Origin of the sequence: Rhizobium esperanzae, assembly GCF_002204185.1 — a bacterium.
In the GTDB taxonomy this organism is placed as follows: Bacteria; Pseudomonadota; Alphaproteobacteria; order Rhizobiales; family Rhizobiaceae; genus Rhizobium; species Rhizobium esperanzae.
Genome location: NZ_MXPU01000008.1, coordinates 103,530 through 123,328 on the forward strand (window position 1 = coordinate 103,530; position 19,799 = coordinate 123,328).

At 61.0% G+C, this 19,799-nt stretch carries 23 protein-coding genes and 1 pseudogene; 13 read left to right on the forward strand and 11 right to left on the reverse strand.

Annotated elements, in window-relative coordinates:
• Positions 1–3: 3 nt before the first annotated feature.
• Entirely contained in the window at positions 4–192 is a 189-nt protein-coding gene (locus B5E41_RS14155) for a hypothetical protein (RefSeq protein ID WP_088394516.1), read from the reverse strand.
• Positions 193–340: 148 nt separating this feature from the next.
• Entirely contained in the window at positions 341–1,057 is a 717-nt protein-coding gene (gene rapA2 / locus B5E41_RS14160; RefSeq protein ID WP_088394518.1) for a calcium-binding lectin RapA2, read from the reverse strand.
• 643 nt (positions 1,058–1,700) lie between these two features.
• On the opposite strand from rapA2, the gene rpsU reads away from it, so the two are divergent.
• Genes rpsU through B5E41_RS14180 form a run of 4 tightly spaced genes read left to right on the forward strand, consistent with a single transcriptional unit; the run spans position 1,701 to position 3,303 of the window.
• The gene (gene rpsU / locus B5E41_RS14165) at positions 1,701–1,934 is read left to right on the forward strand and encodes a 30S ribosomal protein S21 (protein ID WP_064807120.1); all 234 of its coding nucleotides are present in this window, start codon (positions 1,701–1,703) and stop codon (positions 1,932–1,934) included.
• 45 nt (positions 1,935–1,979) lie between these two features.
• Complete coding sequence (locus B5E41_RS14170) at positions 1,980–2,174, forward strand: hypothetical protein (protein ID WP_064807118.1); 195 nt, start codon at positions 1,980–1,982, stop codon at positions 2,172–2,174.
• Positions 2,175–2,193: 19 nt separating this feature from the next.
• The gene (locus B5E41_RS14175; RefSeq protein ID WP_176439397.1) at positions 2,194–2,763 is read left to right on the forward strand and encodes an alpha-ketoglutarate-dependent dioxygenase AlkB; all 570 of its coding nucleotides are present in this window, start codon (positions 2,194–2,196) and stop codon (positions 2,761–2,763) included.
• A gap of 60 nt (positions 2,764–2,823) precedes the next feature.
• Complete coding sequence (locus tag B5E41_RS14180) at positions 2,824–3,303, forward strand: pyridoxamine 5'-phosphate oxidase family protein (RefSeq protein WP_088394522.1); 480 nt, start codon at positions 2,824–2,826, stop codon at positions 3,301–3,303.
• Positions 3,304–3,347: 44 nt separating this feature from the next.
• Here the strand turns inward: B5E41_RS14180 and B5E41_RS14185 are convergent, their stop codons facing one another.
• Entirely contained in the window at positions 3,348–4,259 is a 912-nt protein-coding gene (locus B5E41_RS14185) for a LysR family transcriptional regulator (protein WP_088394524.1), read from the reverse strand.
• Between the two features lie 97 nt (positions 4,260–4,356).
• Between B5E41_RS14185 and B5E41_RS14190 the strand changes: the two genes are divergently transcribed.
• Positions 4,357–5,232 carry an aldo/keto reductase family oxidoreductase gene (locus tag B5E41_RS14190; protein ID WP_088394526.1) on the forward strand — a complete coding sequence of 292 codons (876 nt, stop codon included), beginning with the start codon at positions 4,357–4,359 and terminating at the stop codon, positions 5,230–5,232.
• Between the two features lie 127 nt (positions 5,233–5,359).
• Here B5E41_RS14190 and B5E41_RS14195 read toward each other — a convergent pair whose 3' ends face one another.
• From B5E41_RS14195 to B5E41_RS14230, 8 genes and pseudogenes are all read right to left on the reverse strand, one after another.
• The gene (locus B5E41_RS14195; protein WP_088394528.1) at positions 5,360–5,551 is read right to left on the reverse strand and encodes a hypothetical protein; all 192 of its coding nucleotides are present in this window, start codon (positions 5,549–5,551) and stop codon (positions 5,360–5,362) included.
• A 159-nt stretch (positions 5,552–5,710) separates the two neighbouring features.
• Positions 5,711–6,625 (reverse strand): polyphosphate kinase 2, encoded by a 915-nt coding sequence (gene ppk2, locus B5E41_RS14200; protein WP_088394530.1) that lies wholly within the window; start codon positions 6,623–6,625, stop codon positions 5,711–5,713.
• A gap of 154 nt (positions 6,626–6,779) precedes the next feature.
• Positions 6,780–8,432, reverse strand: a complete 1,653-nt coding sequence (locus B5E41_RS14205) for a GMC oxidoreductase (protein WP_088394532.1) — start codon at positions 8,430–8,432, stop codon at positions 6,780–6,782.
• A gap of 84 nt (positions 8,433–8,516) precedes the next feature.
• Positions 8,517–9,595, reverse strand: a pseudogene (locus tag B5E41_RS14210) (ABC transporter ATP-binding protein).
• A gap of 7 nt (positions 9,596–9,602) precedes the next feature.
• Positions 9,603–10,487: a carbohydrate ABC transporter permease gene (locus tag B5E41_RS14215; RefSeq protein ID WP_088394534.1), complete on the reverse strand. Its 885-nt coding sequence runs from the start codon at positions 10,485–10,487 to the stop codon at positions 9,603–9,605.
• Complete coding sequence (locus B5E41_RS14220; protein WP_088394536.1) at positions 10,487–11,374, reverse strand: carbohydrate ABC transporter permease; 888 nt, start codon at positions 11,372–11,374, stop codon at positions 10,487–10,489. The genes B5E41_RS14215 and B5E41_RS14220 overlap by 1 nt, the downstream gene beginning before the upstream one ends.
• A 76-nt stretch (positions 11,375–11,450) precedes the next feature.
• Positions 11,451–12,683, reverse strand: coding sequence for an ABC transporter substrate-binding protein (locus B5E41_RS14225; RefSeq protein WP_088394538.1), 1,233 nt, complete (start codon positions 12,681–12,683; stop codon positions 11,451–11,453).
• A 58-nt stretch (positions 12,684–12,741) separates the two neighbouring features.
• Positions 12,742–13,692 carry a sugar phosphate isomerase/epimerase family protein gene (locus tag B5E41_RS14230; protein ID WP_088394540.1) on the reverse strand — a complete coding sequence of 317 codons (951 nt, stop codon included), beginning with the start codon at positions 13,690–13,692 and terminating at the stop codon, positions 12,742–12,744.
• Positions 13,693–13,905: 213 nt separating this feature from the next.
• On the opposite strand from B5E41_RS14230, the gene B5E41_RS14235 reads away from it, so the two are divergent.
• From B5E41_RS14235 to B5E41_RS14270, 8 genes are all read left to right on the forward strand, one after another.
• Positions 13,906–14,976: a LacI family DNA-binding transcriptional regulator gene (locus B5E41_RS14235; RefSeq protein WP_088394542.1), complete on the forward strand. Its 1,071-nt coding sequence runs from the start codon at positions 13,906–13,908 to the stop codon at positions 14,974–14,976.
• Positions 14,977–15,110: 134 nt separating this feature from the next.
• Positions 15,111–15,389, forward strand: coding sequence for a CopG family ribbon-helix-helix protein (locus B5E41_RS14240; protein ID WP_088394544.1), 279 nt, complete (start codon positions 15,111–15,113; stop codon positions 15,387–15,389).
• Positions 15,377–15,667 carry a type II toxin-antitoxin system RelE/ParE family toxin gene (locus tag B5E41_RS14245; protein WP_088394546.1) on the forward strand — a complete coding sequence of 97 codons (291 nt, stop codon included), beginning with the start codon at positions 15,377–15,379 and terminating at the stop codon, positions 15,665–15,667. The genes B5E41_RS14240 and B5E41_RS14245 overlap by 13 nt, the downstream gene beginning before the upstream one ends.
• A 197-nt stretch (positions 15,668–15,864) precedes the next feature.
• Positions 15,865–16,284, forward strand: coding sequence for an acetyl-CoA carboxylase biotin carboxyl carrier protein (locus B5E41_RS14250; protein WP_088394548.1), 420 nt, complete (start codon positions 15,865–15,867; stop codon positions 16,282–16,284).
• Positions 16,284–17,678, forward strand: coding sequence for an acetyl-CoA carboxylase biotin carboxylase subunit (gene accC, locus B5E41_RS14255; protein ID WP_088394550.1), 1,395 nt, complete (start codon positions 16,284–16,286; stop codon positions 17,676–17,678). Before B5E41_RS14250 ends, accC begins: the two co-directional genes overlap by 1 nt.
• On the forward strand, positions 17,675–18,100 hold the full coding sequence (locus tag B5E41_RS14260; RefSeq protein WP_088394552.1) for an acetyl-CoA carboxylase: 426 nt from the start codon (positions 17,675–17,677) through the stop codon (positions 18,098–18,100). Before accC ends, B5E41_RS14260 begins: the two co-directional genes overlap by 4 nt.
• The gene (gene pxpB / locus B5E41_RS14265) at positions 18,097–18,804 is read left to right on the forward strand and encodes a 5-oxoprolinase subunit PxpB (protein ID WP_088394554.1); all 708 of its coding nucleotides are present in this window, start codon (positions 18,097–18,099) and stop codon (positions 18,802–18,804) included. The genes B5E41_RS14260 and pxpB overlap by 4 nt, the downstream gene beginning before the upstream one ends.
• Positions 18,801–19,796: a 5-oxoprolinase subunit C family protein gene (locus B5E41_RS14270; RefSeq protein WP_088394556.1), complete on the forward strand. Its 996-nt coding sequence runs from the start codon at positions 18,801–18,803 to the stop codon at positions 19,794–19,796. The genes pxpB and B5E41_RS14270 overlap by 4 nt, the downstream gene beginning before the upstream one ends.
• The last annotated feature ends 3 nt before the right edge of the window (positions 19,797–19,799 follow it).

Sequence of the window (19,799 nt, forward strand, 5' to 3'; positions counted from 1 at the left end):
ACCTCATCGGTATCGAGGCGCACGCCTGGCATTATGGAGCAACTCGCAGGCTGTCGCGAATGGTCCGAAGAGTTTGAGCAACAACGCTTGCTCCTCGACATCTATCCGATGGCGAGCGCAGAACTCGGTTACGGACCAGACTTTCGTCAGTTCGTCCGTTTCGATTTGCTTGGGTTCGATGTGTTCGGTCAAGGGCGTGTCCTCCGAACATCGAGACTACGCCCGCCTCTCTTTTATAAGAACTAGCTAAAAAGGGTTATGTCTGCCAAGGGGCGGCACATGTACAAAAAAGCCCGCCGATTGCGCGGCGGGCGTCTTGTCTCACTGATCTCGCTGCGGATCAAACACCGACGCTGTCGGGATGAGCGTCCGTGCCGAGGATGTTCAGCGTCACCTTGGCAGTGTCCGTATGGCCTTCGCCGTCGGAGATCTTATAGTAACGGAGAACTTCCGTGTAGGTCTGACCATCGTTCAGATCGCTCGTCAGATCATAGGTGAACGAGCCGTCGGCCTTGACGTGGAACATGCCGTAGGTGCCCTGAACATCGGTTACGGCATCAGCCTTGGAGTCCACCTTCGTGCTCAGAAACTGACGGAGAAACAGCTTGCCGTTGTCGCCGGCAATGTCGTTGTCGAGAACGTTGCCGGCGATGGGGCTGCCTTCGGTGAAGCTGTAGGTATCGTCGACTGCGATCGGCTTTTGGGTAACGCCCTGTATGTTCAGCGTGAAAAGGCCAACATCGGTGTGACCGCTGCCATCGGAGATCTTGTACGATACCTTCTCCTGGAGCAGTTCCCCGTTGGTGAAGCCAATCTTTGCAGCATCGCTCAGAACATAGGTATAGCTGCCGTCCGGCTTGACGAAGAACGTGCCGTACTCACCCTGAATTTCGGTGACCTGGCTCATGCCGCTCTTAGCACCAACGCTGGCACCGTCAAAGGCGCGCAGGAACAGGTGACCGTTGTCGGACGAATCGTTGGAAAGCAGATTTCCGGAAATTACGTCAGTTTCTTGAAATATTGCACTATCATCAGTTGCGTGAATTGGGGAAGCCATTAGTTTCTCCTAAAATTGTATATTTAACGGGCCAATTTGACCTTCGAGAGCGGCTTCTTTAACAACTTATTAATACTTCAAGTCAACGGGTTATTTAACGAAAGGTTAAGATTCACCTATAACGTGTGTCTCCGCTTCATAAAACGACCATTACGTACGGCGCTTCAATCAAATTTGAAGCAATTTAGAACAATTTACACGCGGTAAACTTGAAGGAACTTCTGTGGCGGCTAGGTTACGGCGGCGTTTTTCTGGTGCTGCTTTATGGTGCCCGCACACCATTGCAATCCCCGTCGCCGCCACCTATTTTTAGAGCCGAACCCGATCCCATCGGTCACTCAAGCAGTGCCGACTCGTCAAAGACGTAAAGGATCGGCGGTGGGCGTCATCCGCCCGCTATGGGCAATCCCAGCAACAAACGATGAATCCGGCCGCGGCCGGCAGAGGATTTCTTTTTGAGCGACGAAACACAGCGACTGCGATTGCGGTCGTAGGCCGGCAAGCGCAAAAGGACGACATGTTCCCGAACTTGCCGGAGCCTCAAAGGCATTTCGACCTCTTTAGCCGCGCGAATACAGGCGCCGATCGTCGCGCAGTTTGGCTGAAAGACGATCGACACATCATTCAATAAGGAGAATTCGACATGCAGGTACTCGTCAGAGACAACAATGTCGATCAGGCCCTCAGGGCCTTGAAGAAGAAAATGCAGCGCGAAGGGCTGTTCCGCGAAATGAAGGAACGGCGCGCCTATGAGAAACCGTCCGAACGCCGCGTCCGGGAAAAGGCGCAGGCGATCAGCCGGCAGCGAAAGGCTACACGCAAGAAGATGCAGCGCGAAGGGCTGCTGGTCGGGCGCAAGCGGACGGCCGCACGTTAGAATCCTGCCCGGTCTCAGCGGTTACATTTCCCGAAAGGATAGACAATGGACGAATTGAATAGCCTCACCATTTCGGAGGAACGTCTCGAGGATTGCCGCGATGTTGTGGAGCCGGATTTGCAGGAGCTGATCCAGCGCGCACTGACATCGGGCTTTTCACGAGAGGAAATCCTCATAGCAGTCAGCGAATTGGTCGCAGAAGATTTCGCGATGGTCATGGAAACGCCGAGCGTGCATTGAGGAACGAGCGGTGGCCATGATGGCACAGAAGGATCTCTTTGGCGGGGCTGACGACGGCTTTCCCGAGGGTTTCCGATATTCGCGGGATATTGTGCCCGCCGATCTGCAGAGCTCGGCTCTCGAAGCAATACCTGTCCTGCCGTTCAAAGCCTTCGACTTCCATGGGTTCGAAGGCAACCGCAGAACCGTCTCCTTCGGCTGGAGATACGACTTCGAGAGCCAGCGCATGAGAAAAACAGAGGAAATACCCTCATGGCTGCTCCCCATTCGAGAGGTCACCGCACGCTTCGCGGATATCGTGCCGGAGGCGCTCGAACATGCTCTCGTGACGGAATACGCACCCGGCGCGCCGATCGGCTGGCACAAGGATAAATCCGTGTTCGGCCGGGTCGTCGGCATCTCCCTGCTTTCGTCCTGCACCTTCAGGCTGAGGCGCCGGAACGGCAACAAGTGGCAGCGGCAATCGCTCGTGCTTGAACCCGGCTCCGCCTATCTCATGGCAGGCGCCTCAAGAACGCTCTGGGAGCATTCCATCCCGCCTGTCGATCGACTGCGTTATTCAATCACCTTCCGGGAATTAGCCGAATAGACCGCGGGAACATCGGCTCCAGCAGATGGTTACTCCGTCTTCACACGAATGGAGATGACGATGGCCGACCAGGATGACGCGACACGGGTATGGGAGTTGATCGACAGAATAGGGTTCTGCATGTTGACGACCCGCAACGGCGACAATCTGCACGCCCGGCCGATGTCCGCCTACAGCGCGCAACTTGAAAACGCGGTCTATTTTCTGACTGATCTCGCTAGTCACAAGGACGACGAGGTCGCCCGCTGGCCGAACGTCTGCCTGGCCTTTGCAGACACCAAGGCACAGAAATATCTTTCAGTATCGGGGACGGCCGAGGTGCAGAACGATCGCGAGAAGATCCGTGAATTGTGGGCAACGCCGGCAAAGGCCTGGTGGGACAATCCCGACGATCCCTCCATCCGCATCCTCAAGGTCACCCCGTCTTCGGCCGAATATTGGGACAGCCCCGGCATCATCATCAGCTATATCAAAATGGCGGCCGCAGCGGTCACAAACAGCAAACCGCATATGGGCGACAATGCCGAGGTCACGCTCTGAGACACAGGCGCGGAGGCCGAAGGCTTGCCGCTCGCCAACCGAAGTCAAGCCCGGTTGGCCGACGCCTTGACGAAATCGATGAATGCCCTGAGCGGCGCAGGCACCAGACGCCGGCCGGGATAATAGAGGAACGGCCCGGAAAAGCGTTGCCACCACGGCTCGAGGATAGGCTCAAGTGCGCCGCTGTCGAAATGCGGGCGCAGCCAATCTTCGAAAATGCAGACGATTCCTGTGCCCGCTATCGCCGCATCGACGGAAAGATCGGTCGCCCCGCCGACCCTGACGATCAATGGGCCGGCCGGTTCGATCCGCACCACCTCGCCGCCCCGCTCATATTCCCATGGGGTCGTCAGCGCACCGCTGGCAAAACGGCCCAACAAGCAGGCATGATCGAGGAGTTCACTCGGATGTTGCGGCCGCCCGTGGCGGTCGAGATAAGCAGGCGATGCTGCAGTGGCAAAGCGCTGGTGGCGCGGACCGATCGGAATCGCGATCATATCCTGCTCCAGCCGTTCGTCATAACGGATGCCGGCATCACACCCGGCAGCGAGCACATCGACAAAGCTCTCCTCGGCGACGATCTCCAGGCGAATGTCGGGATAGGCGGCGAGGAATGGCGGGACGATAGCGGGCAGCACCAGCCGCGCAGCGCTGACCGGAACATTGAGCCGCAGCGAACCAGCCGGCCTGTCGCGAAAACGGTTGACCACATCGAGCGCGGCCTCCACCTCCGTCAAAGCAGGGCCGAGCCGCTCCAGCAGTCCCTTGCCCGCTTCGGTCGTAACGACGCTACGGGTCGTGCGATTGAAGAGCCTGACGTCGAGATCGGCCTCCAGGCGACGCACCGCTTCGCTCAAGAAGGAGGCGCTGCTGCCACTGGCACGCGCTGCCTCGCGAAAACCACCAGCCCGCGCCACTGCGACGAAGGCGTTGAGATCACTCAGGTCTGCTTTCACTGTTCGCCACTCCGCACAGCCTGTGCACATTGTACCCAATTATCATACGCGCCGCTACGGCATAAGCTCGACCTCATCTCTTGAAAGGAGTGAAATCATGTCCATCATAGATCAGTCCGGCACATTCAATCTCGGCGACCACAAAGTGAGGCGACTTGGCTATGGGGCCATGCAGCTCGCCGGGCCTGGCGTGTTCGGCCCGCCCAGGGATCATGACGCCGCGCTTGCGGTGCTGCGCGAGGCGGTCGCAAGCGGTGTCAATCACATCGACACCAGCGATTTCTATGGTCCGCACATCACCAACCAGATCATCCGCGAAGCCCTCCACCCCTATCGCGATGATCTCGTCATCGTCACCAAGGTCGGCGCAAGGCGCGGCACGGACGGGTCCTGGATTCCGGCTTTCTCGCGCGATGAGCTGACCGAGGCCGTACAAGACAACCTCCGTAATCTCGGCCTTGACGTGCTTGACGTCGTCAACCTCAGGATTATGTTCGACGTGCATGGCCCAGCCGAAGGCTCTATAGAAGAACCCCTGACGGTGCTTGCCGATCTCCAGCGCCGGGGTCTCGTCCGCCACGTCGGCTTGAGCAACGCTACCTCGGGCCAGATCGCCGAAGGCCGCGGGATCACCGAGATCGTCTGTGTGCAAAACCAGTACAATCTGGCGCATCGGAACGACGACCGGTTGATCGACGATCTCGCCCGTCAGGGCACCGCCTATGTGCCGTTCTTCCCGCTCGGCGGATTTACGCCGCTACAATCGTCCACGCTCTCCAATGTCGCCGCACGCTTGAGTGCCACGCCGATGCAGGTGGCGCTCGCCTGGCTGTTGCGCCGCGCACCCAATATCCTGTTGATCCCAGGCACGGCCTCGCTCAGCCATCTCAGGGAGAATCTCGCCGCCGCCGGATTGGCGCTGCCGGATGATGCCGTCGAGGAACTGAACCATATGGCTGACGTCGCGGCCTGACGGCTGCCGGTGGCGCGTCGTTACGCCGTGTTCTCGCGCGGCGTGGCGATCTTGCCGGACGTGGTAGCGCAATCTGTCGATCGGCCGCACCTTGTTGGCTGCGCCAACGGGCCGATAAACGAGAGCATCAGGAAGGCTTCCGTGTCAGAAGCTCATAAGCCACCAAGGCCCCTGACATCGCCAGAAAAACCACGATTGCCAACGGATAATCGGTACTGGTGTTCGGATCGGTAAGCTTGGGAAGGCTGAGGACAGCGCCGGCCGCCAGAATCGCCGAGAGCACAATCTCCTGAACGATTAATCTCCAAAAACCCGTCATGACCAACCTCCTGTCATCTCCGTATTATCGGCCGATGGGACGCCCAGTCTTTATACTTCACGATGCAGCCGTTGGGAAACACGCATTGACCGCACGGTCCAGTGACCATGCGGGTCTCGGTTTCAACGCTTCGGCAGCCGACTTGTTGCGGCTATGCTTTCAATAGCGCTCCGGTACGTGCATTTCAGGCGGAACCGGCGCCCTGATGTAGTCGGCATGGCGGATACGATCCGGCAGCTGAATCTCAGGCTTCGGGACATCCTCATAGGGAATCTGGTCGAGAAGGTGGGCGATGCAGTTCAGCCGCGCCCGTTTCTTGTCGACGGCCTGCACCACCCACCAGGGGGCCTCCTTGGTGTGTGTGCGCGCCAGCATTTCTTCCTTGGCCTTGGTATATTCCTCCCAGTGGATGCGGCTTTCCATGTCCATCGGCGAAAGCTTCCACTGCTTCAGCGGATCGTGGATGCGCATCTTGAAGCGGAACTCCTGTTCCTCGTCGGTGATCGAGAACCAGTATTTGATCAGGACGATGCCGGAACGGACGAGCATCCGTTCGAATTCGGGCACCGAGCGGAAGAACTCCTCGAGTTCGTCAGGGGTGCAGAACCCCATCACGCGCTCGACGCCGGCGCGGTTGTACCAGCTGCGGTCGAAGAGCACGATCTCGCCGGCGGTGGGAAGATGCGGGATATAGCGCTGGAAATACCATTGATGGCGCTCCCGCTCGGTCGGCGCAGGCAGTGCCACGGTTCGGCAGACGCGCGGGTTGAGCCTTTGGGTTACGCGCTTGATCGCGCCGCCCTTGCCGGCCGAATCCCGGCCCTCGAAAAGCACGACCATTTTCAATTGCTTGTACTGGACCCAATCCTGCAGCCGCACCAGCTCGTGCTGCAGCCGGAACAGTTCGCGGAAATAGATCCTTCGATCGAGTGTCTGCTCCGCCGGTTCGGTCATTCCTTCGACGACCAGATCGTCCAGCCGGTCTTCCTCCATCTGCATTTCCAGCTCCTCATCGAAGCTGTCGGCGATTTCGGCCTTTATCCGGCTGAGCTGGTCCTGATGTGTTTTAGACATGGGCTTTTCCTTCCTGCTCATCTGAAAGGAGCATGTCACTGCAAACTTTGTGTGACGGTTGGATAACCCCAAGCTCGTTCACTTGTTCGCCTCTTTCGTCATTCCGTATGCCGGAGATCGTTTCGACGCCGGTCGCACCGAGGCGGAGGCGTGTCTAGAGCAGTCCCGTCCTGTAGCGGTCGACGAGGTTGCGGCAGGCGCGGATCGTCAGCGCCATGACGGTGAGCGTCGTGCCGGCGATGCCGCTGCCCGGGAAGGCGCTGGCGTCGGTGACGATGATGTTCGGGGCATCCCAGACCTGGTTGTAGGAATTGAGCACGGAAGCTTCCGGAGTTTCGCCCATGCGCGCACCGCCGGTTTCATGGATCGCCGCGCCCATGCACATGGTCTTGCGGAACCATGTGCGGAACATGAAGCGGCTGAAGGCATCGGCGTCGGGAAAGGCGCCCCTGCCCATCTCCTTGAGGCCGCTGGGCGAGCCGATGAATTCGAGATCGCCGCCGACCTCCCGGATCATGGCGATCAACGTCTCCTCCTGCCGGCCGAGCAACCGCCGCTCCTCCTCCTGCATGACGCAGCGAATGTGCGGCACAGGAATGTTCCAGGCATCCTTTCGCTTGCCATCCAGGGTGATGCGGTTGTCGGCATAGGGCAGCATGCGGCCGAAGCCGAAGAAGGCGAGACGCGCATCGGTCTCCTCTGAAACCGGCGCCCTGCCGATGCTGCCCTGATAGTCGAAATCGCCGCGGGCGGCGTCACCCTCGCCGAAACGCGGGATGAAGATCCCACCGGACGGATTATAGAAGGGATCGACGGGAGCGGAATCGTCAACAGCCCAACCCTTCGCCTTGGAAAAGGAGCCGAAAGCGAGGCATGGAAGCTGATCCATGAAATAGCGTCCGAGCGCGCCCGAGCTGTTTCCAAGCCCATCAGGATGTCTTACCGATGCCGAGTTCAGCAGCAGCCGCACGCTTTCAATCGGCGAGGCGGAGAGCACTACCGTCGCGGCATGCGCCGTTGAAATCTTCCCAGTGTTGCGATCGATGAATTCCGCGCCGGTAGCGCGGCCGGTTTTTTCGTCGGTGGTGATGCGGCGCACGACGGCATCATAGCGGACCGTCAGCCGCCCGCTCGCCTTTGCCTCCCGCAGCGGTCGCGGCATACGTTCGGCGTCCGGCGCGATATAGCGCCAGGAGACGACGCGCCTCTCCGGCCATCGGCTTTCCACTGCCTGCTTGAAGATCTGTTCTGCCGGCGTCAGGTTGGCCGGCTTCGCATAGAGGCCGTCCGGCAAAGTCGGCACATCATCCTTGTTGCCGTAGAGCCCGAGATAGGCCTCTACCTCGTCATAGAAGGGCGTGATCTCGTCATAGGAGACCGGCCAGTCCACGCCCTTGCCACTGCGCGATCGGATCTTGAAATCATCGTCGGTCCAGCGCAGCAGCACGCGGCCGAAACTGTGCAGACGTCCGCCGCCCTGGCGGCCGCGGATCCAGAGGAAGGGCTCGCCCTTCGGCGTCGTATAGGGGCTCTTGCGATCGTTGACGAAGAAGTGGCTGAAACGTTCGGTAAAGAAGGCCGCCCGCGCCTGGATCGGCTGGCCCTTCAGGGTGGCACGTGCGCGCTCCCAGATATTGATACTACTTGCCGGCGCCTTCTTGCGCGCCGGGTCGAAATCCTTCGGCTCGACGGCGGGGCCGGCCTCGAGCAGCAGCACCGACAGCCCATGAGCCGTGAGCTCTTTGACGGCGAAGGAACCCGCCGCGCCGGAGCCGATCACCAGCGCATCATAAACGATCTCAGACATGTCCTTTTCAAATCCTGTCCTGGGCAATTCCTCAAAGCAGCGCAAAGCGCATCCGAAATTGCGGGAAAGCAAAGGGATGGCGCGTCAAAGCCGCGACCCATCGGCAGCGAAGAGCGACGCCTTGGTGATATCGAGACCTGGAGCCACGGCATCGCCGGGCGGTCGACGTCGCCCATGAAACGAAGCGAGAGGCTCTGCTCCGTCCAGTCGAACCAGACGACGGCATCCGAACCCATCGGCTCGACGACGGAAACGCGGCCAGGAATGGTGGGCAGCCCGCTTGCCACCCCGTCGAGCACAAGGTGCTCAGGGCGAAAGCCTAACGTAACAGGCCCTTCCGCCACGGCTGCCCGGAAGGCATAGCCGGAGAGATCGACGGCCAGCCCGCTGTTCCGGAAGAGGGGAGCCTCGCCGTCGTGCTCGATCCGGCCCTCGATGAAATTCATCGCCGGAGCACCGATGAAGCCGGCCACGAAGAGGTTGGCCGGACGGCGATAGATCTCCGCCGGCGAGGCGAGCTGCTGGATCACGCCGTCACGCATGATGGCGATGCGATCGGCGAGCGTCAGCGCTTCGACCTGATCATGAGTCACATAGATCATGGTATTGCCGAGGCCCTGATGCAGCTTTTTGATCTCGACGCGCAATTCGTTGCGCAGCTTGGCGTCGAGATTCGACAGCGGTTCGTCGAAGAGGAACACATCCACTTCCCGCACCAGCGCCCGGCCGATGGCGACACGCTGACGCTGGCCGCCGGATAGTTCGGCAGGGCGCCGGTCGAGCAATTTGTCGAGATGGAGAAGGGCAGCGGTCCGGGCGACGCGCGCCTCGATCTGTGGCTTCGGCAGACCGGCGACACGAAGGCCGAAAGAGAGATTCTTGCGCACCGACATGCGCGGATAGAGCGCGTAGGATTGGAAGACCATGCCGATGCCGCGGTCCTTCGGCTCTTCCCAGCTGACGTTCTTGCCTGAAATCCAGACCTCGCCCGCCGTAATGTCCTGCAGGCCGGCGATAGCGTTCAGGAGCGTGGACTTGCCGCAGCCGGAAGGGCCGAGCAGCACCAGGAACTCGCGAGGCGCGATATCGATCGACATCTTTTCGATCACCGTGTGGTCGCCATAAGCGATCTTCAGGTCTTTGACGGAGACGGCGGATTGCATGGAAGACTTACCCCTTGACTGCACCGGCGGCGATGCCGCGCACGAACCAGCGGCCGGACAGGAAATAGATGGCGAGCGGAACGATGGCGGTCAGGATCGTCGCCGCCATGTTCACATTGTAGGTTCGCTCGCCCATCGTGGTGTTGACGATATTGTTGAGCTGCACGGTCATCGGCAGGTTGTCGCGCCCGGCGAAGACGAGACCGAGCAGGAAGTCGTTCCAGATGCCGGTGAACTGCAGCATGGAGACGACCACGACCATCGGCACGGCGATCGGCAGCATGATTTCGAAGAAGATGCGCCAGAAGCCGGCGCCGTCGACGCGCGCCGCCTTGCAGAGCTCCTCCGGCACGCTGACGAAATAGTTGCGGAAGAGCAGCGTCACCAGCGGCAGGCCGAAGATGACATGGACGAGAATGATGCCGGCGAGCGAATTGTAGAGGCCGATATTCGCCATGGCGCGAACCATCGGATAGAGGAAGATCTGGTAGGGGATGAGACCGCCGGCCATTAACAAGCCAAAGAGCGCATTGGCCCCGCGCGGCCGCCAGAGCGACAGCGCATAGCCGTTGACGGCGCCGATGAAGACCGAGATCGCGACCGCGGGAACGGTGATCGCCACCGAATTCCAGAAGCCGCTGCGAATGCCGACACAGACGGTTCCCATGCAGGCGCCCGACCAGGCGGTCACCCAGGCGGAGAAATCGAACCTTGCCGGCAGGGCGAAGATCTGCCCGAGCCGGATTTCGTCCATGCTCTTCAGCGAGGTGACGACCATCGTATAGAGTGGCAGAAGGAAGAAAAGTGCGGCGGCGACCAGGAAGGTGTAAAGGCCGATTCGTCCCGCCGTGATCCTCGCCGGCTTTGGCCCGTTGGGGTGAGGCTGGTTCATCACGCCGCTCCCTTCGCCCGGTTGCGCATCTGCATCGCATAGCGGAACGGCGCGACCGCGATGATGACGCCGAGGACGAGCACCGTCGCGCCTGCCGTGGCAAGGCCGAGATTCTGGCGCCCGAACAGATTGTCCATGATGAACTTCGCCGGCACTTCGGTCGCATTGCCCGGGCCACCGTTGGTCATGGCGACGACGATGTCGTAAGTCTTGATCACGCCCATGGCGAGCAGCATGCCGGCGGCGGCGAGGGCCGGTCCGAGCTGGGGCAGGATGATCGAGACATAGATGCGCCAGACGGGGATGCCATCGATGCGCGCCGCTTTCCATTGCTCGGCCTCGATGCCGCGTATGCCGGCAAGCGCAATGACCATGACGAGCCCCGCGCCCTGCCACACGCCGGCAAGCACCATCGCATAGATCGCCATGTCGCGATTGACGATCCAGTCGAGGACGAAGCTGTCCCAGCCGAGCGCACGCACGCTCGCCTGAATGCCGAGCGTCGGATTGAGCATCCATTGCCAGATCAGCCCCGTCACCACGAAGGACATGGCGTAGGGATAGAGAAAGATTGTCCTGAAGGCGCTTTCGAAGCGGATCTTGCGATCGAGGGCGGCGGCCAGCAGGAAGCCGAGCACCAGACATCCCGACACATAGAGGACGCCGAAGACCAAGACGTTCTGCAGCGAGGCGAGCCATTTGGCCGAGGAAAAGAGCTTCGAATATTGCGCGAAGCCGACATAGGTTGAAGATGGAAAGAGCGTGGAATTGGTGAAGGACAGCCGGATCGACCAGGCCATCGTGCCGATGAAGACCACGACTGCGGCGAACCATGTCGGCAAGAGGGCGATGGTCGCGGAAAGATTGCGCTTGCGTTTGACGGACATCGGCCAGCTCTTTGACGGATGAAAAGCGGAACACGCGCCGTGGCGTCGGGATCAATCCGACGCCACGGCCACGATCCTACTCGAAGATGGCGAAGAAATTCTCGGCCGCAGACGCCGCGTCGTTCGAGCCGCCGTTCCAGTATTCGTCGACGAAATCATCGAGCGCGCCGACCTGCTGCGGTGTGAGCACGATGGCCTGATCGGGCACGATCGCGCCGGCGCTCATCAGCTCGACGCCCTTCTGGGCGCAGACGTCGAGTTTCGACTTGTCGACGTCGGCGCGCATCGGGATAGAGCCCTTCTTACGGGCGAATTCGACCTGGACGGTCGGGTCCATGACGACCTCGGCGAGAAGTTTCTGCGCCTTGTCGGTCTGGGCATTGCCGGTCTTGGGGAACCAGAGGGAGTCGGCGATATAGACCATGCCCTTGGATTCGGGAACGATCATGCAGCCATAGTCCTTGCCCGGCTCCTTGCCGGCGACGGTGAATTCGCCCTTGGCCCAATCGCCCATGAACTGCACACCGGCCCTGGCGGTGATCAGCATGGCGGTCGCATCATTCCAGTTGCGGCCGGCGGCACCCGCATCGACATAGCCGCGCAGCTTGCCGAGGATTTCAAGCGTCTTCTTGACGCCCGCGACAGACGCTTCGCTCTTGTCCTTATTGACATAGATCTTCAGAAAGCCATCTATCCCGACCTGCGACAGCAGGATCATATTGAAGACCTTGGTTTGCTGCCAGGGCTGCCCGCCCCAGGCGACGGGAATGAGGCCGGCGGCCTTCAGCTTGTCGAGATCGGCGAAGAATTCGTCCCAGCTCTTCGGCTCCTGCGCAATGCCGGCCTTGCCGAAGGCGTCCTTGGAATAGAAGACCCAGCTTTCGCCATGAGCGCCGGTCGGCGCGAGATAGACCTTGCCGTCATAGGAGATGAGATCATGGATCGATTTCGGCAGGGCGTCGGCCCATTTGCCGGCGGCAGCGACGTCGTCGATCGGATTGAACAGGCCCTGGCTGACGAAATCGGCGGCTGCGAGACCGATGACGCCCTGCTTGGCGCCGGGCGCATCACCGGCAACGATACGGTTCTGAAAAGCCGCATCGGCCGCGCCGAAACCGGCGATCGATGCATCCTTCCAGACGCCGCCGCGCTTTTCGAATTCGCTTCTGATGACGTTGAGGGCCGCGGCTTCGCCGCCCGACGTCCAGGACGACATGATCTCGATCGTCGGTCTGTCCTCGGCATGCGCCGCGGCGAAGAGACCGGCGACAGCCACGCCGGCAAGAAAAAGCTTCATCATGGTCTTCATTGTTCCACCTCTTGAAAATGCCCTCTTGGCGGGGCGTTTATCGTCTTCGGAATTGATATCAGCGGTAGATCGGCAGGAGCGCCTGCTGGACGAGCGTGAGCCCGTTGGCGATGTCGCGGACGGGATCGGGCGCGGCATCGAGTTCGAGGATCGCCCAGCCTTCATAGGCCCGGTCACGCAGCAACCGGATCCAGGCCGGCCAGTCCACCCGCCCGAGGCCGAAGCCGCAAAAATAGGGCTGGTGGCGGTCGTGGATGTGCTTGTCGATCGGGGTATCGGCAGGCATCGGACCGATCGCGTCCTTCCAGTGAGCGATGATCATGCGCTCGTGATGGCGGTCGACGAGCTGGATGGGGTCGGAGCCGGCAACTATGATGTGGGCCGTGTCCGGGCACATATGCACATAGGCTGGGTCAGTCAGCAGCATCATCAGATCGACATCGCGCGCCGCGGCAAAGATCGAGTGTGCCTCCGTGTGCAGCGCGAGCCGGACGCCTCCGGCATGGAGGGTCGCACCGAGCCGGTTGAGGAAATCGGCGATCGTCTTGGCGCGATCGAAAACGTGGAACTGCACCGGCTGAGCGCCGAGCGTCTGGCGCAGGGGGGCGCCGATCACCATAATGTCGCTGCCGCAGGCTTTCAGGAAATCGGCATATCGTTCCGCCTTGTCGATCAGCGCGCGCTGGGCTTCAGCGTCGGCAAAGTCTCCCGCTGCCTCGAGCTCTGCGAAGAAGCCGCTGCAAAGCGTCAGCCCGCGCCTTGCCAGTTCGGCGGCAAAGCCATCGATCGAACCGTAGGTCTTGATCGCGTCCTGCCAGTTGAAAGGAGAAAAGGTCAACTCGACGCCGGTGACGCCGGAAGCCTGGACGCTGTCGAGGATCGTGTCCCAGAAGGCGCGCGGCGCGGCGTGTGCATGGTCGACGATCGCATCATGGCTGCCGACGCCCCAGAAGCCGGGATGGAAGAATGTCACGAGATCGACGCCGAAACGCAGCCTGTCGCCAGCCATAACCTATCCATTTCTCAAGGCATGACCTACCGCGTGCGGAACGAGAGTTCCACATCCAATGAATTTCAATGCATTAATGAATGGCAATCGTTTGCCATGCTCAGATGATAACCAAGCTGGTTTTTTAAGCAAGCGATTTTTGGCAAACGTTTGCTATAATCCGCCACCTGCCTTAGAGTTACAAATCGAAGCATCCGGGAGCGGGAATTAAAGGTGAATAAAAACAAGGGGGTGGCGGGAGATGAGCCGTCTGGCGCGTTGATGGCTGACGTTGCGCGGCTCGCCGGCGTCGCGATATCGACGGTCAGCCGGGCGCTTGCCAATCCCGGACGGGTCAACGAGAAGACCCGCGCCAAGATCAATGCGGCCGCCAGGCAACTCGGCTACACACCGAACGCAATGGCGCGCGGCCTCAGGGTCGGAAAATCCAACACCATTATGATCATTTTGCCGGGTTCGCCTTATTATGGCGCCTCGCAGATCATCCCGCAGGTCCTGCAAAGCATCAATAAATCCCTGATCCAGAGGGGGTATAACTTGATGATCGCCAATCTCGATCGCGAGGAAGCTTCCGAACGGCACATACTTGACCTTGCCTTCAGCGGTACGGTTCGGGGAGCCATTATCTTCTCGTCGAAACTTCCGGAGATCGAAGGGCGTTCACCTGCGGGGGCAGGCCTGCCGATCGTCTCAATGTTGTTCGACATGAGTGATGCCGGTTTGCCGAGCGTCGTCACCAACGACCGGGAGGCGATCCGTGACGCGACGATGGAATTGATCCGTTCGGGTCATCGGCGCTTCCTCTATATAGCCGGCCCCGAGGGAAACTACCACGACGTCGAGCGCTACGCCGGGGTCCTTGAGGCTCTACGCGCAGAGGGACTTTCCGAGGAAGCCGTGTCGAGATCTGGCGGCGACCTCGAATACCAGCATGGCTTCGAGATCGGCATTCGCGCCGCCGACGATTTCATGAAGCTCGCCGTCAGGCCGACGGCTGTCATCGCAACGAGCGATGACATGGCAATCTCGTTCATGAGCATCATTCAACGCGCAGGCCTTGTTATTCCAGAGCACGTGTCCGTCGTTTCCTTCGACGGCTCTCCGGTCTGCGAATTCTGTTCGCCGCCGCTCTCGACGATCAAACAGCCCGTGGAAGAGATGGGACGCGCGGCCGTGGAACTTCTGCTCGGCGCCATCAGCCAGACGCAGGATGCGGCAACGATGCGCACCGTCATCCGCAGCCAGCTTATCCTGCGGGAGAGCATTGCTCCTGCGAGGGATTGACGGTGGCGGAGCCAACCACGCACAGAAGCCCATGACCGTAACAATAAGCGCTGCGCGATAAATTCATTCATAGACAAATACCGCAGGGAAGCCTAAGTTAGCGCCAGGTATTACCTGTAGCTAAGGAAAGCCTTATGGCATCGCCAACCTCGCTCAAGCTCGATGACGAGCTGAAGGGCCGCGTCCAACAACTGGCCGAGGCTCGCCGCCGTTCGTCCCACTGGATCATGCGTGAAGCGATTGCGCAATATGTGGAGCGCGAGGAGAAGCGCGAGGCGCTGCGGCAGGAGACGCTAGGCGCCTGGAATGAATTTGAAGCGACGGGACTGCATGTTACCGGCGCCGAGGTCGAAAAATGGCTTTCGTCCTGGGGAACTGACGACGAGTTGTCCGCACCCGAATGCCACAAGTGATCTTCTCCTCGGCCGCAATCCGCGATCTTGAGCGGCTTCGGGAATTCTTGCGACCGAAAAATCCGTCAGTCGCCAAGCGGGCAGGCGAAACTATTCTCAAAGGCGTGAGCGTCCTCGGTGCGCATCCCCATATAGGACGGCTCATCGAGGATATGCCCGAGCAATACCGGGAATGGCTCATCGATTTCGGAGATAGCGGGTACGTCGCTCGTTATCGTATGGATGGGGACATTTTGACGATCCTCGCCGTGCGGCATCAGAAGGAAGCCGGGTTCTGACCAGGATTTCGAGGGCCCCGCACCTGCCGGTTGGGAATTCGCAACCGACAGGCGAGATGTCCTATAGGGTACCGACTGCGCTCCATCAAAACTTCGTCTGACCCCATCAATCCGCCCGTCGTGCTACGAAATCACAACACCGGGCGATCTGAAACTTCGGCTATGCGCGGTGGGATTTTGAAATTCCGAGCACGCACATGGACCTCTCGAAGATCAAGACGCTGATCGACTTTGTCGGACGATCTAATATTACCGAGCTGACCGTGACAGAAAAGGACGTGACGGTTCGGATTTTCCGATCGGCGGCGGGCCAGGAGGCTGTCGCCGAACCCGAGCAAAAGCCGAGACCGATCGCCGATGCGTCCTTGGGGGTCGAGCAAACCTTCCATGCGGTGACGGCGCCTGTTTTCGGCGTTCTACACAAGGCCCCGGCGCCCGGGGAACCGCCATTTGTCGCGATCGGAGACGCGGTGGAGGAGGGGCAGACGCTCTTCATCATCGAGACGATGAAGGTCTTCAACACGATCACCGCACCGCGGGCCGGGCGCATCACGCGCCTGACCGAAATAGACGGCGGAGAGGTCGAGACCGGCGATCTGCTGGCGGAGATTGTCTGATGCCGGAAACATTTGAACAATCCGCTGTCTCAGGGCGCCGCTTCGATACCGTCCTCATCGCCAATCGCGGCGAGATCGCAGCACGGATCCAGCGTGCCTGTCGCGAGCTCGGCCTTAGCACGGTCGCAATCTGCTCCGAGGCGGACAGGGAAGCGCCCTACGGCAGCACCGCTGACGGCTTTCTCTGCATCGGCCCGTCGAGCGCGGCGAAAAGCTACCTCAATCAGGATGCCATTCTTCTCGCGGCGCGCCTGACCGGTGCGGGCGCCATCCATCCCGGTTACGGATTTCTATCGGAAAATGCGGCATTCGCCGACGCCGTCGAAAAGGCAGGGCTGGTCTTCATCGGTCCGACGGCTTCGTCGATCGCGGCCATGGGCGATAAGATCGCGGCGAAGCGGGCGATGATGGCGGCGGGCGTGCCCTGCGTTCCCGGGCCGGACACGGTGCTGCCCGACGATCCCGCATCGGTGGAGCGGCTCGCGCTGGAGATCGGCTACCCCGTCATCATCAAGGCATCAGGCGGCGGCGGCGGGCGCGGCATGCGCGTCGTTCCGAAGGCCGACCAGTTGCATGAAGCGATCGCGCTGACCCGGGAAGAAGCCCGCAAGGCTTTCGGCTCACCCTCGCTCTATATGGAAAAGTTCCTCCAGCATCCGCGTCATATCGAGATACAGGTTCTTTGCGACGACCACGGCAATGCCGTGTGGCTGGGTCACCGGGACTGCTCGATGCAGCGCCGCCATCAGAAGGTAGTGGAGGAGGCACCGGCGCCAGGGATTGCGCCTGAGATCATCCGGCCGGTCGGCATGGCCTGCGTCGAGGCCTGCCGGCAGATCGGCTACCGCGGCGTCGGAACCTTCGAATTCCTCTATGAGGACGGCGCTTTCTATTTCATCGAAATGAACACGCGGCTTCAGGTCGAGCATCCCGTCACCGAGATGACGAGCGGGCTCGATATCGTCCAGGCGCAGATAAAGGCGGCCCAGGGTGAGGTTCTGAACCTCGTCCAAAGTGAGGTGATCTGCGAAGGCCATTCTTTCGAATGCCGCATCAACGCCGAAGGTCCCGACACCTTCCTGCCGTCGGCAGGTGTCGTCACCCATCTGGCTTTGCCGCAGGGGCCGGGCATCCGCGTCGACACGCATATCCACGCCGGCTATAAGGTCTCGCCCTATTACGACTCGCTCATCGCCAAACTGATCGTGCATGCGCCGACGCGGGCGAAAGCCATGGCCAGAATGTGCGAAGCGCTTGCCGGCACCGAAATCGAGGGAATCGCGACCAATATTCCCTTCCTGCGCGCCCTGTTCGAGGACCATGCTTTCGCCCGTGGCGAGACGGACATTCACTATCTCGAACAATGGCTGAAGCTGCGGAGGGCGGCGGCATGAGCGCGATCGATTTCAGCGATCCGGCCGCCATCGCGCTGCTGACCCAAGCACTGACGGCCGCCGGAGTGGACGGGCTGGAAATCTCCCGTCCGGGCGCACAGCTTCGCATCATCATTTCAGGGGAGGGAGAGGCGCGGATCAGCGCGACGGGAGCAGCGCCGCGCGCGCCGGGCTCTGCACAGACGGTCGTGACGGCGCCGATGGCAGGCCGCTTCTGCGTCGAACATCCGGCCGCCTCCGCCGTGCCGCAAAATTTGCCGCGGTCCCTGTCCGACACCGATATCCTCGGCTTCATCAGGGTCGGGGATGTACTGCTTCCCCTTCGCGCCGGCGGTTCCGGCGTTATGACCAGGCTGCTCGCCGCGCCCGGCGCGCTGGTGGGCTACGGCGATCCTCTGTTCGAAATCGAGTTCCCATCATGATTGTCACGACGGACAGGCACGCTTCGCAACGCGAGATCGTTCCGGCCACCAAAAGCCGGGCACGGGTTTCCTCGATCGGCGCCAGGGCCTTCCTGCTCGAGGCGCCGGGTGAATTCGACATTGCCGCGCAGCGGCGGATCTGGGCTCTCTCCCAGACCGTGAGAGGCTGGGCGGACCTCGCGGAAGACATTCCGGGGATGACCAATCTGCTGGTAATTTTCAAGGAGACGCCCGAGGACCCCGATGCGGTGGTCGCACGGCTGCTGGAGGCATGGGCGAATGCTGAGAGCATCGATCTCGATGGCAAGACCATCGAGATCCCCGTCCATTACGGCGGCGAACACGCGACGGACCTTCCGGCCCTTTGCGATCTCTCGGGCTTAAGCGACCGCGAAGTGGTGCGCATCCATCATCAAGCGATCTATCGTGTTTTCGCTTTGGGAAGCGCTCCCGGCTTCGGCTATCTGCATGGTCTCGACCCACGTATCTACATGCCACGGAAGACCGTCCCCTCGCTGAAGATGGCGAAGGGCTGCGTGACCATTGGCGGCATGCAGACCGGCGTCGCCATGCTGACAGGACCGAACGGCTGGAATTCCATCGGTTTTGCCACACTTGAAATGTTCGACCCCACCTCGCCCATCCCGGCCATGATGGCGCCGGGAGATACGGTCCGGTTCCTGCCGGCGAGGATCGAGCTATGATCGAGATCTTGGAAAGCGGCCCTTTCAATACGGTGCAGGATCTCGGCCGTTCCGGCTATCGCGATATCGGCGTATCGGCGAGCGGCGCGATGGATCCGCTTGCCGTCCGGATCGGCAATATTCTCCTCGGCAATGACGAGAATGCGGCCGCAATCGAGGTGCAGACCTTCCCGTTCAGCCTGCGTTTCCAGCGGCGCACCGTCTTTGCCGTAACCGGCGCCGACGGCAATGCTCATCTCGACGGATCGGAACGGCTTGCCTGGTGCGCCCATATCGCCGAACCCGGACAGGCTCTCGAGCTGAGGCAGCCGCCGCGGCTGGCACGCTCTTACATTGCACTCGGCGGCGGGCTGGATGTTCCTGTTATCATGGGCTCGCGCAGCACGTCGCTACGCGGCGGCTTCGGAGGCAATGCAGGCCGGCCACTGGCGAAAGGCGACCGGATCGCGGTCGGCGAGGACGCGGAGATTGCCATGCTGCCGGCCATGGGCCTCGCCGTCGTCGAACCGGCGACAGCGCTCAGCGATGTCTTTCCCGCCCCGGTCGACGGCGTATTGCCGATCCGCGCCCTGCCGGCTGGCGAGCATGAGCTTTTCGCCGGAGACGGCGAAGCCTTCTGGAGCCAGATGTGGAGGATTTCCTCCCGAAGCGACCGGACCGGCTACCGCTTGTCGGGCGAACCGATCAAGCCGGTGGCATCGATCGAGATGCGCTCCCACGGTGTCGTGCCCGGCGTTATCCAGGTGCCGCCCGGCGGCGAACCGATCGTACAGATGAGCGATGCGAACACCGCCGGCGGATATCCGAAAATCGCCGGCGTGATCGAATGCGATCTCTGGCGGCTGGGACAGGCCCGCATCGGCACCCGCCTGAGCTTTGTTCGCTCGACACACGCCGAAGCGCGCGCTGTCGAACAGGCCGTCACCCGCTATGTCGACGACGTCAGACGGACGTCCCGGATGGTCAAGCGCGCGTTGAAGGCGATGGCCTAGGAC

Coding starts and splice junctions, on each gene's coding strand:
- B5E41_RS14230 (WP_088394540.1), bottom strand. CDS start 13,692: ATGGCTGGCGACAGGCTGCGTTTCGGCGTCGATCTCGTGACATTCTTC.
- B5E41_RS14270 (WP_088394556.1), top strand. CDS start 18,801: ATGATCGAGATCTTGGAAAGCGGCCCTTTCAATACGGTGCAGGATCTC.
- B5E41_RS14205 (WP_088394532.1), bottom strand. CDS start 8,432: ATGTCTGAGATCGTTTATGATGCGCTGGTGATCGGCTCCGGCGCGGCG.
- B5E41_RS14225 (WP_088394538.1), bottom strand. CDS start 12,683: ATGAAGACCATGATGAAGCTTTTTCTTGCCGGCGTGGCTGTCGCCGGT.
- B5E41_RS14190 (WP_088394526.1), top strand. CDS start 4,357: ATGTCCATCATAGATCAGTCCGGCACATTCAATCTCGGCGACCACAAA.
- rpsU (WP_064807120.1), top strand. CDS start 1,701: ATGCAGGTACTCGTCAGAGACAACAATGTCGATCAGGCCCTCAGGGCC.
- rapA2 (WP_088394518.1), bottom strand. CDS start 1,057: ATGGCTTCCCCAATTCACGCAACTGATGATAGTGCAATATTTCAAGAA.
- B5E41_RS14220 (WP_088394536.1), bottom strand. CDS start 11,374: ATGTCCGTCAAACGCAAGCGCAATCTTTCCGCGACCATCGCCCTCTTG.
- B5E41_RS14240 (WP_088394544.1), top strand. CDS start 15,111: ATGGCATCGCCAACCTCGCTCAAGCTCGATGACGAGCTGAAGGGCCGC.
- B5E41_RS14195 (WP_088394528.1), bottom strand. CDS start 5,551: ATGACGGGTTTTTGGAGATTAATCGTTCAGGAGATTGTGCTCTCGGCG.
- B5E41_RS14260 (WP_088394552.1), top strand. CDS start 17,675: ATGAGCGCGATCGATTTCAGCGATCCGGCCGCCATCGCGCTGCTGACC.
- pxpB (WP_088394554.1), top strand. CDS start 18,097: ATGATTGTCACGACGGACAGGCACGCTTCGCAACGCGAGATCGTTCCG.
- B5E41_RS14245 (WP_088394546.1), top strand. CDS start 15,377: ATGCCACAAGTGATCTTCTCCTCGGCCGCAATCCGCGATCTTGAGCGG.
- accC (WP_088394550.1), top strand. CDS start 16,284: ATGCCGGAAACATTTGAACAATCCGCTGTCTCAGGGCGCCGCTTCGAT.
- B5E41_RS14250 (WP_088394548.1), top strand. CDS start 15,865: ATGGACCTCTCGAAGATCAAGACGCTGATCGACTTTGTCGGACGATCT.
- B5E41_RS14215 (WP_088394534.1), bottom strand. CDS start 10,487: ATGAACCAGCCTCACCCCAACGGGCCAAAGCCGGCGAGGATCACGGCG.
- ppk2 (WP_088394530.1), bottom strand. CDS start 6,625: ATGTCTAAAACACATCAGGACCAGCTCAGCCGGATAAAGGCCGAAATC.
- B5E41_RS14175 (WP_176439397.1), top strand. CDS start 2,194: ATGGCACAGAAGGATCTCTTTGGCGGGGCTGACGACGGCTTTCCCGAG.
- B5E41_RS14180 (WP_088394522.1), top strand. CDS start 2,824: ATGGCCGACCAGGATGACGCGACACGGGTATGGGAGTTGATCGACAGA.
- B5E41_RS14170 (WP_064807118.1), top strand. CDS start 1,980: ATGGACGAATTGAATAGCCTCACCATTTCGGAGGAACGTCTCGAGGAT.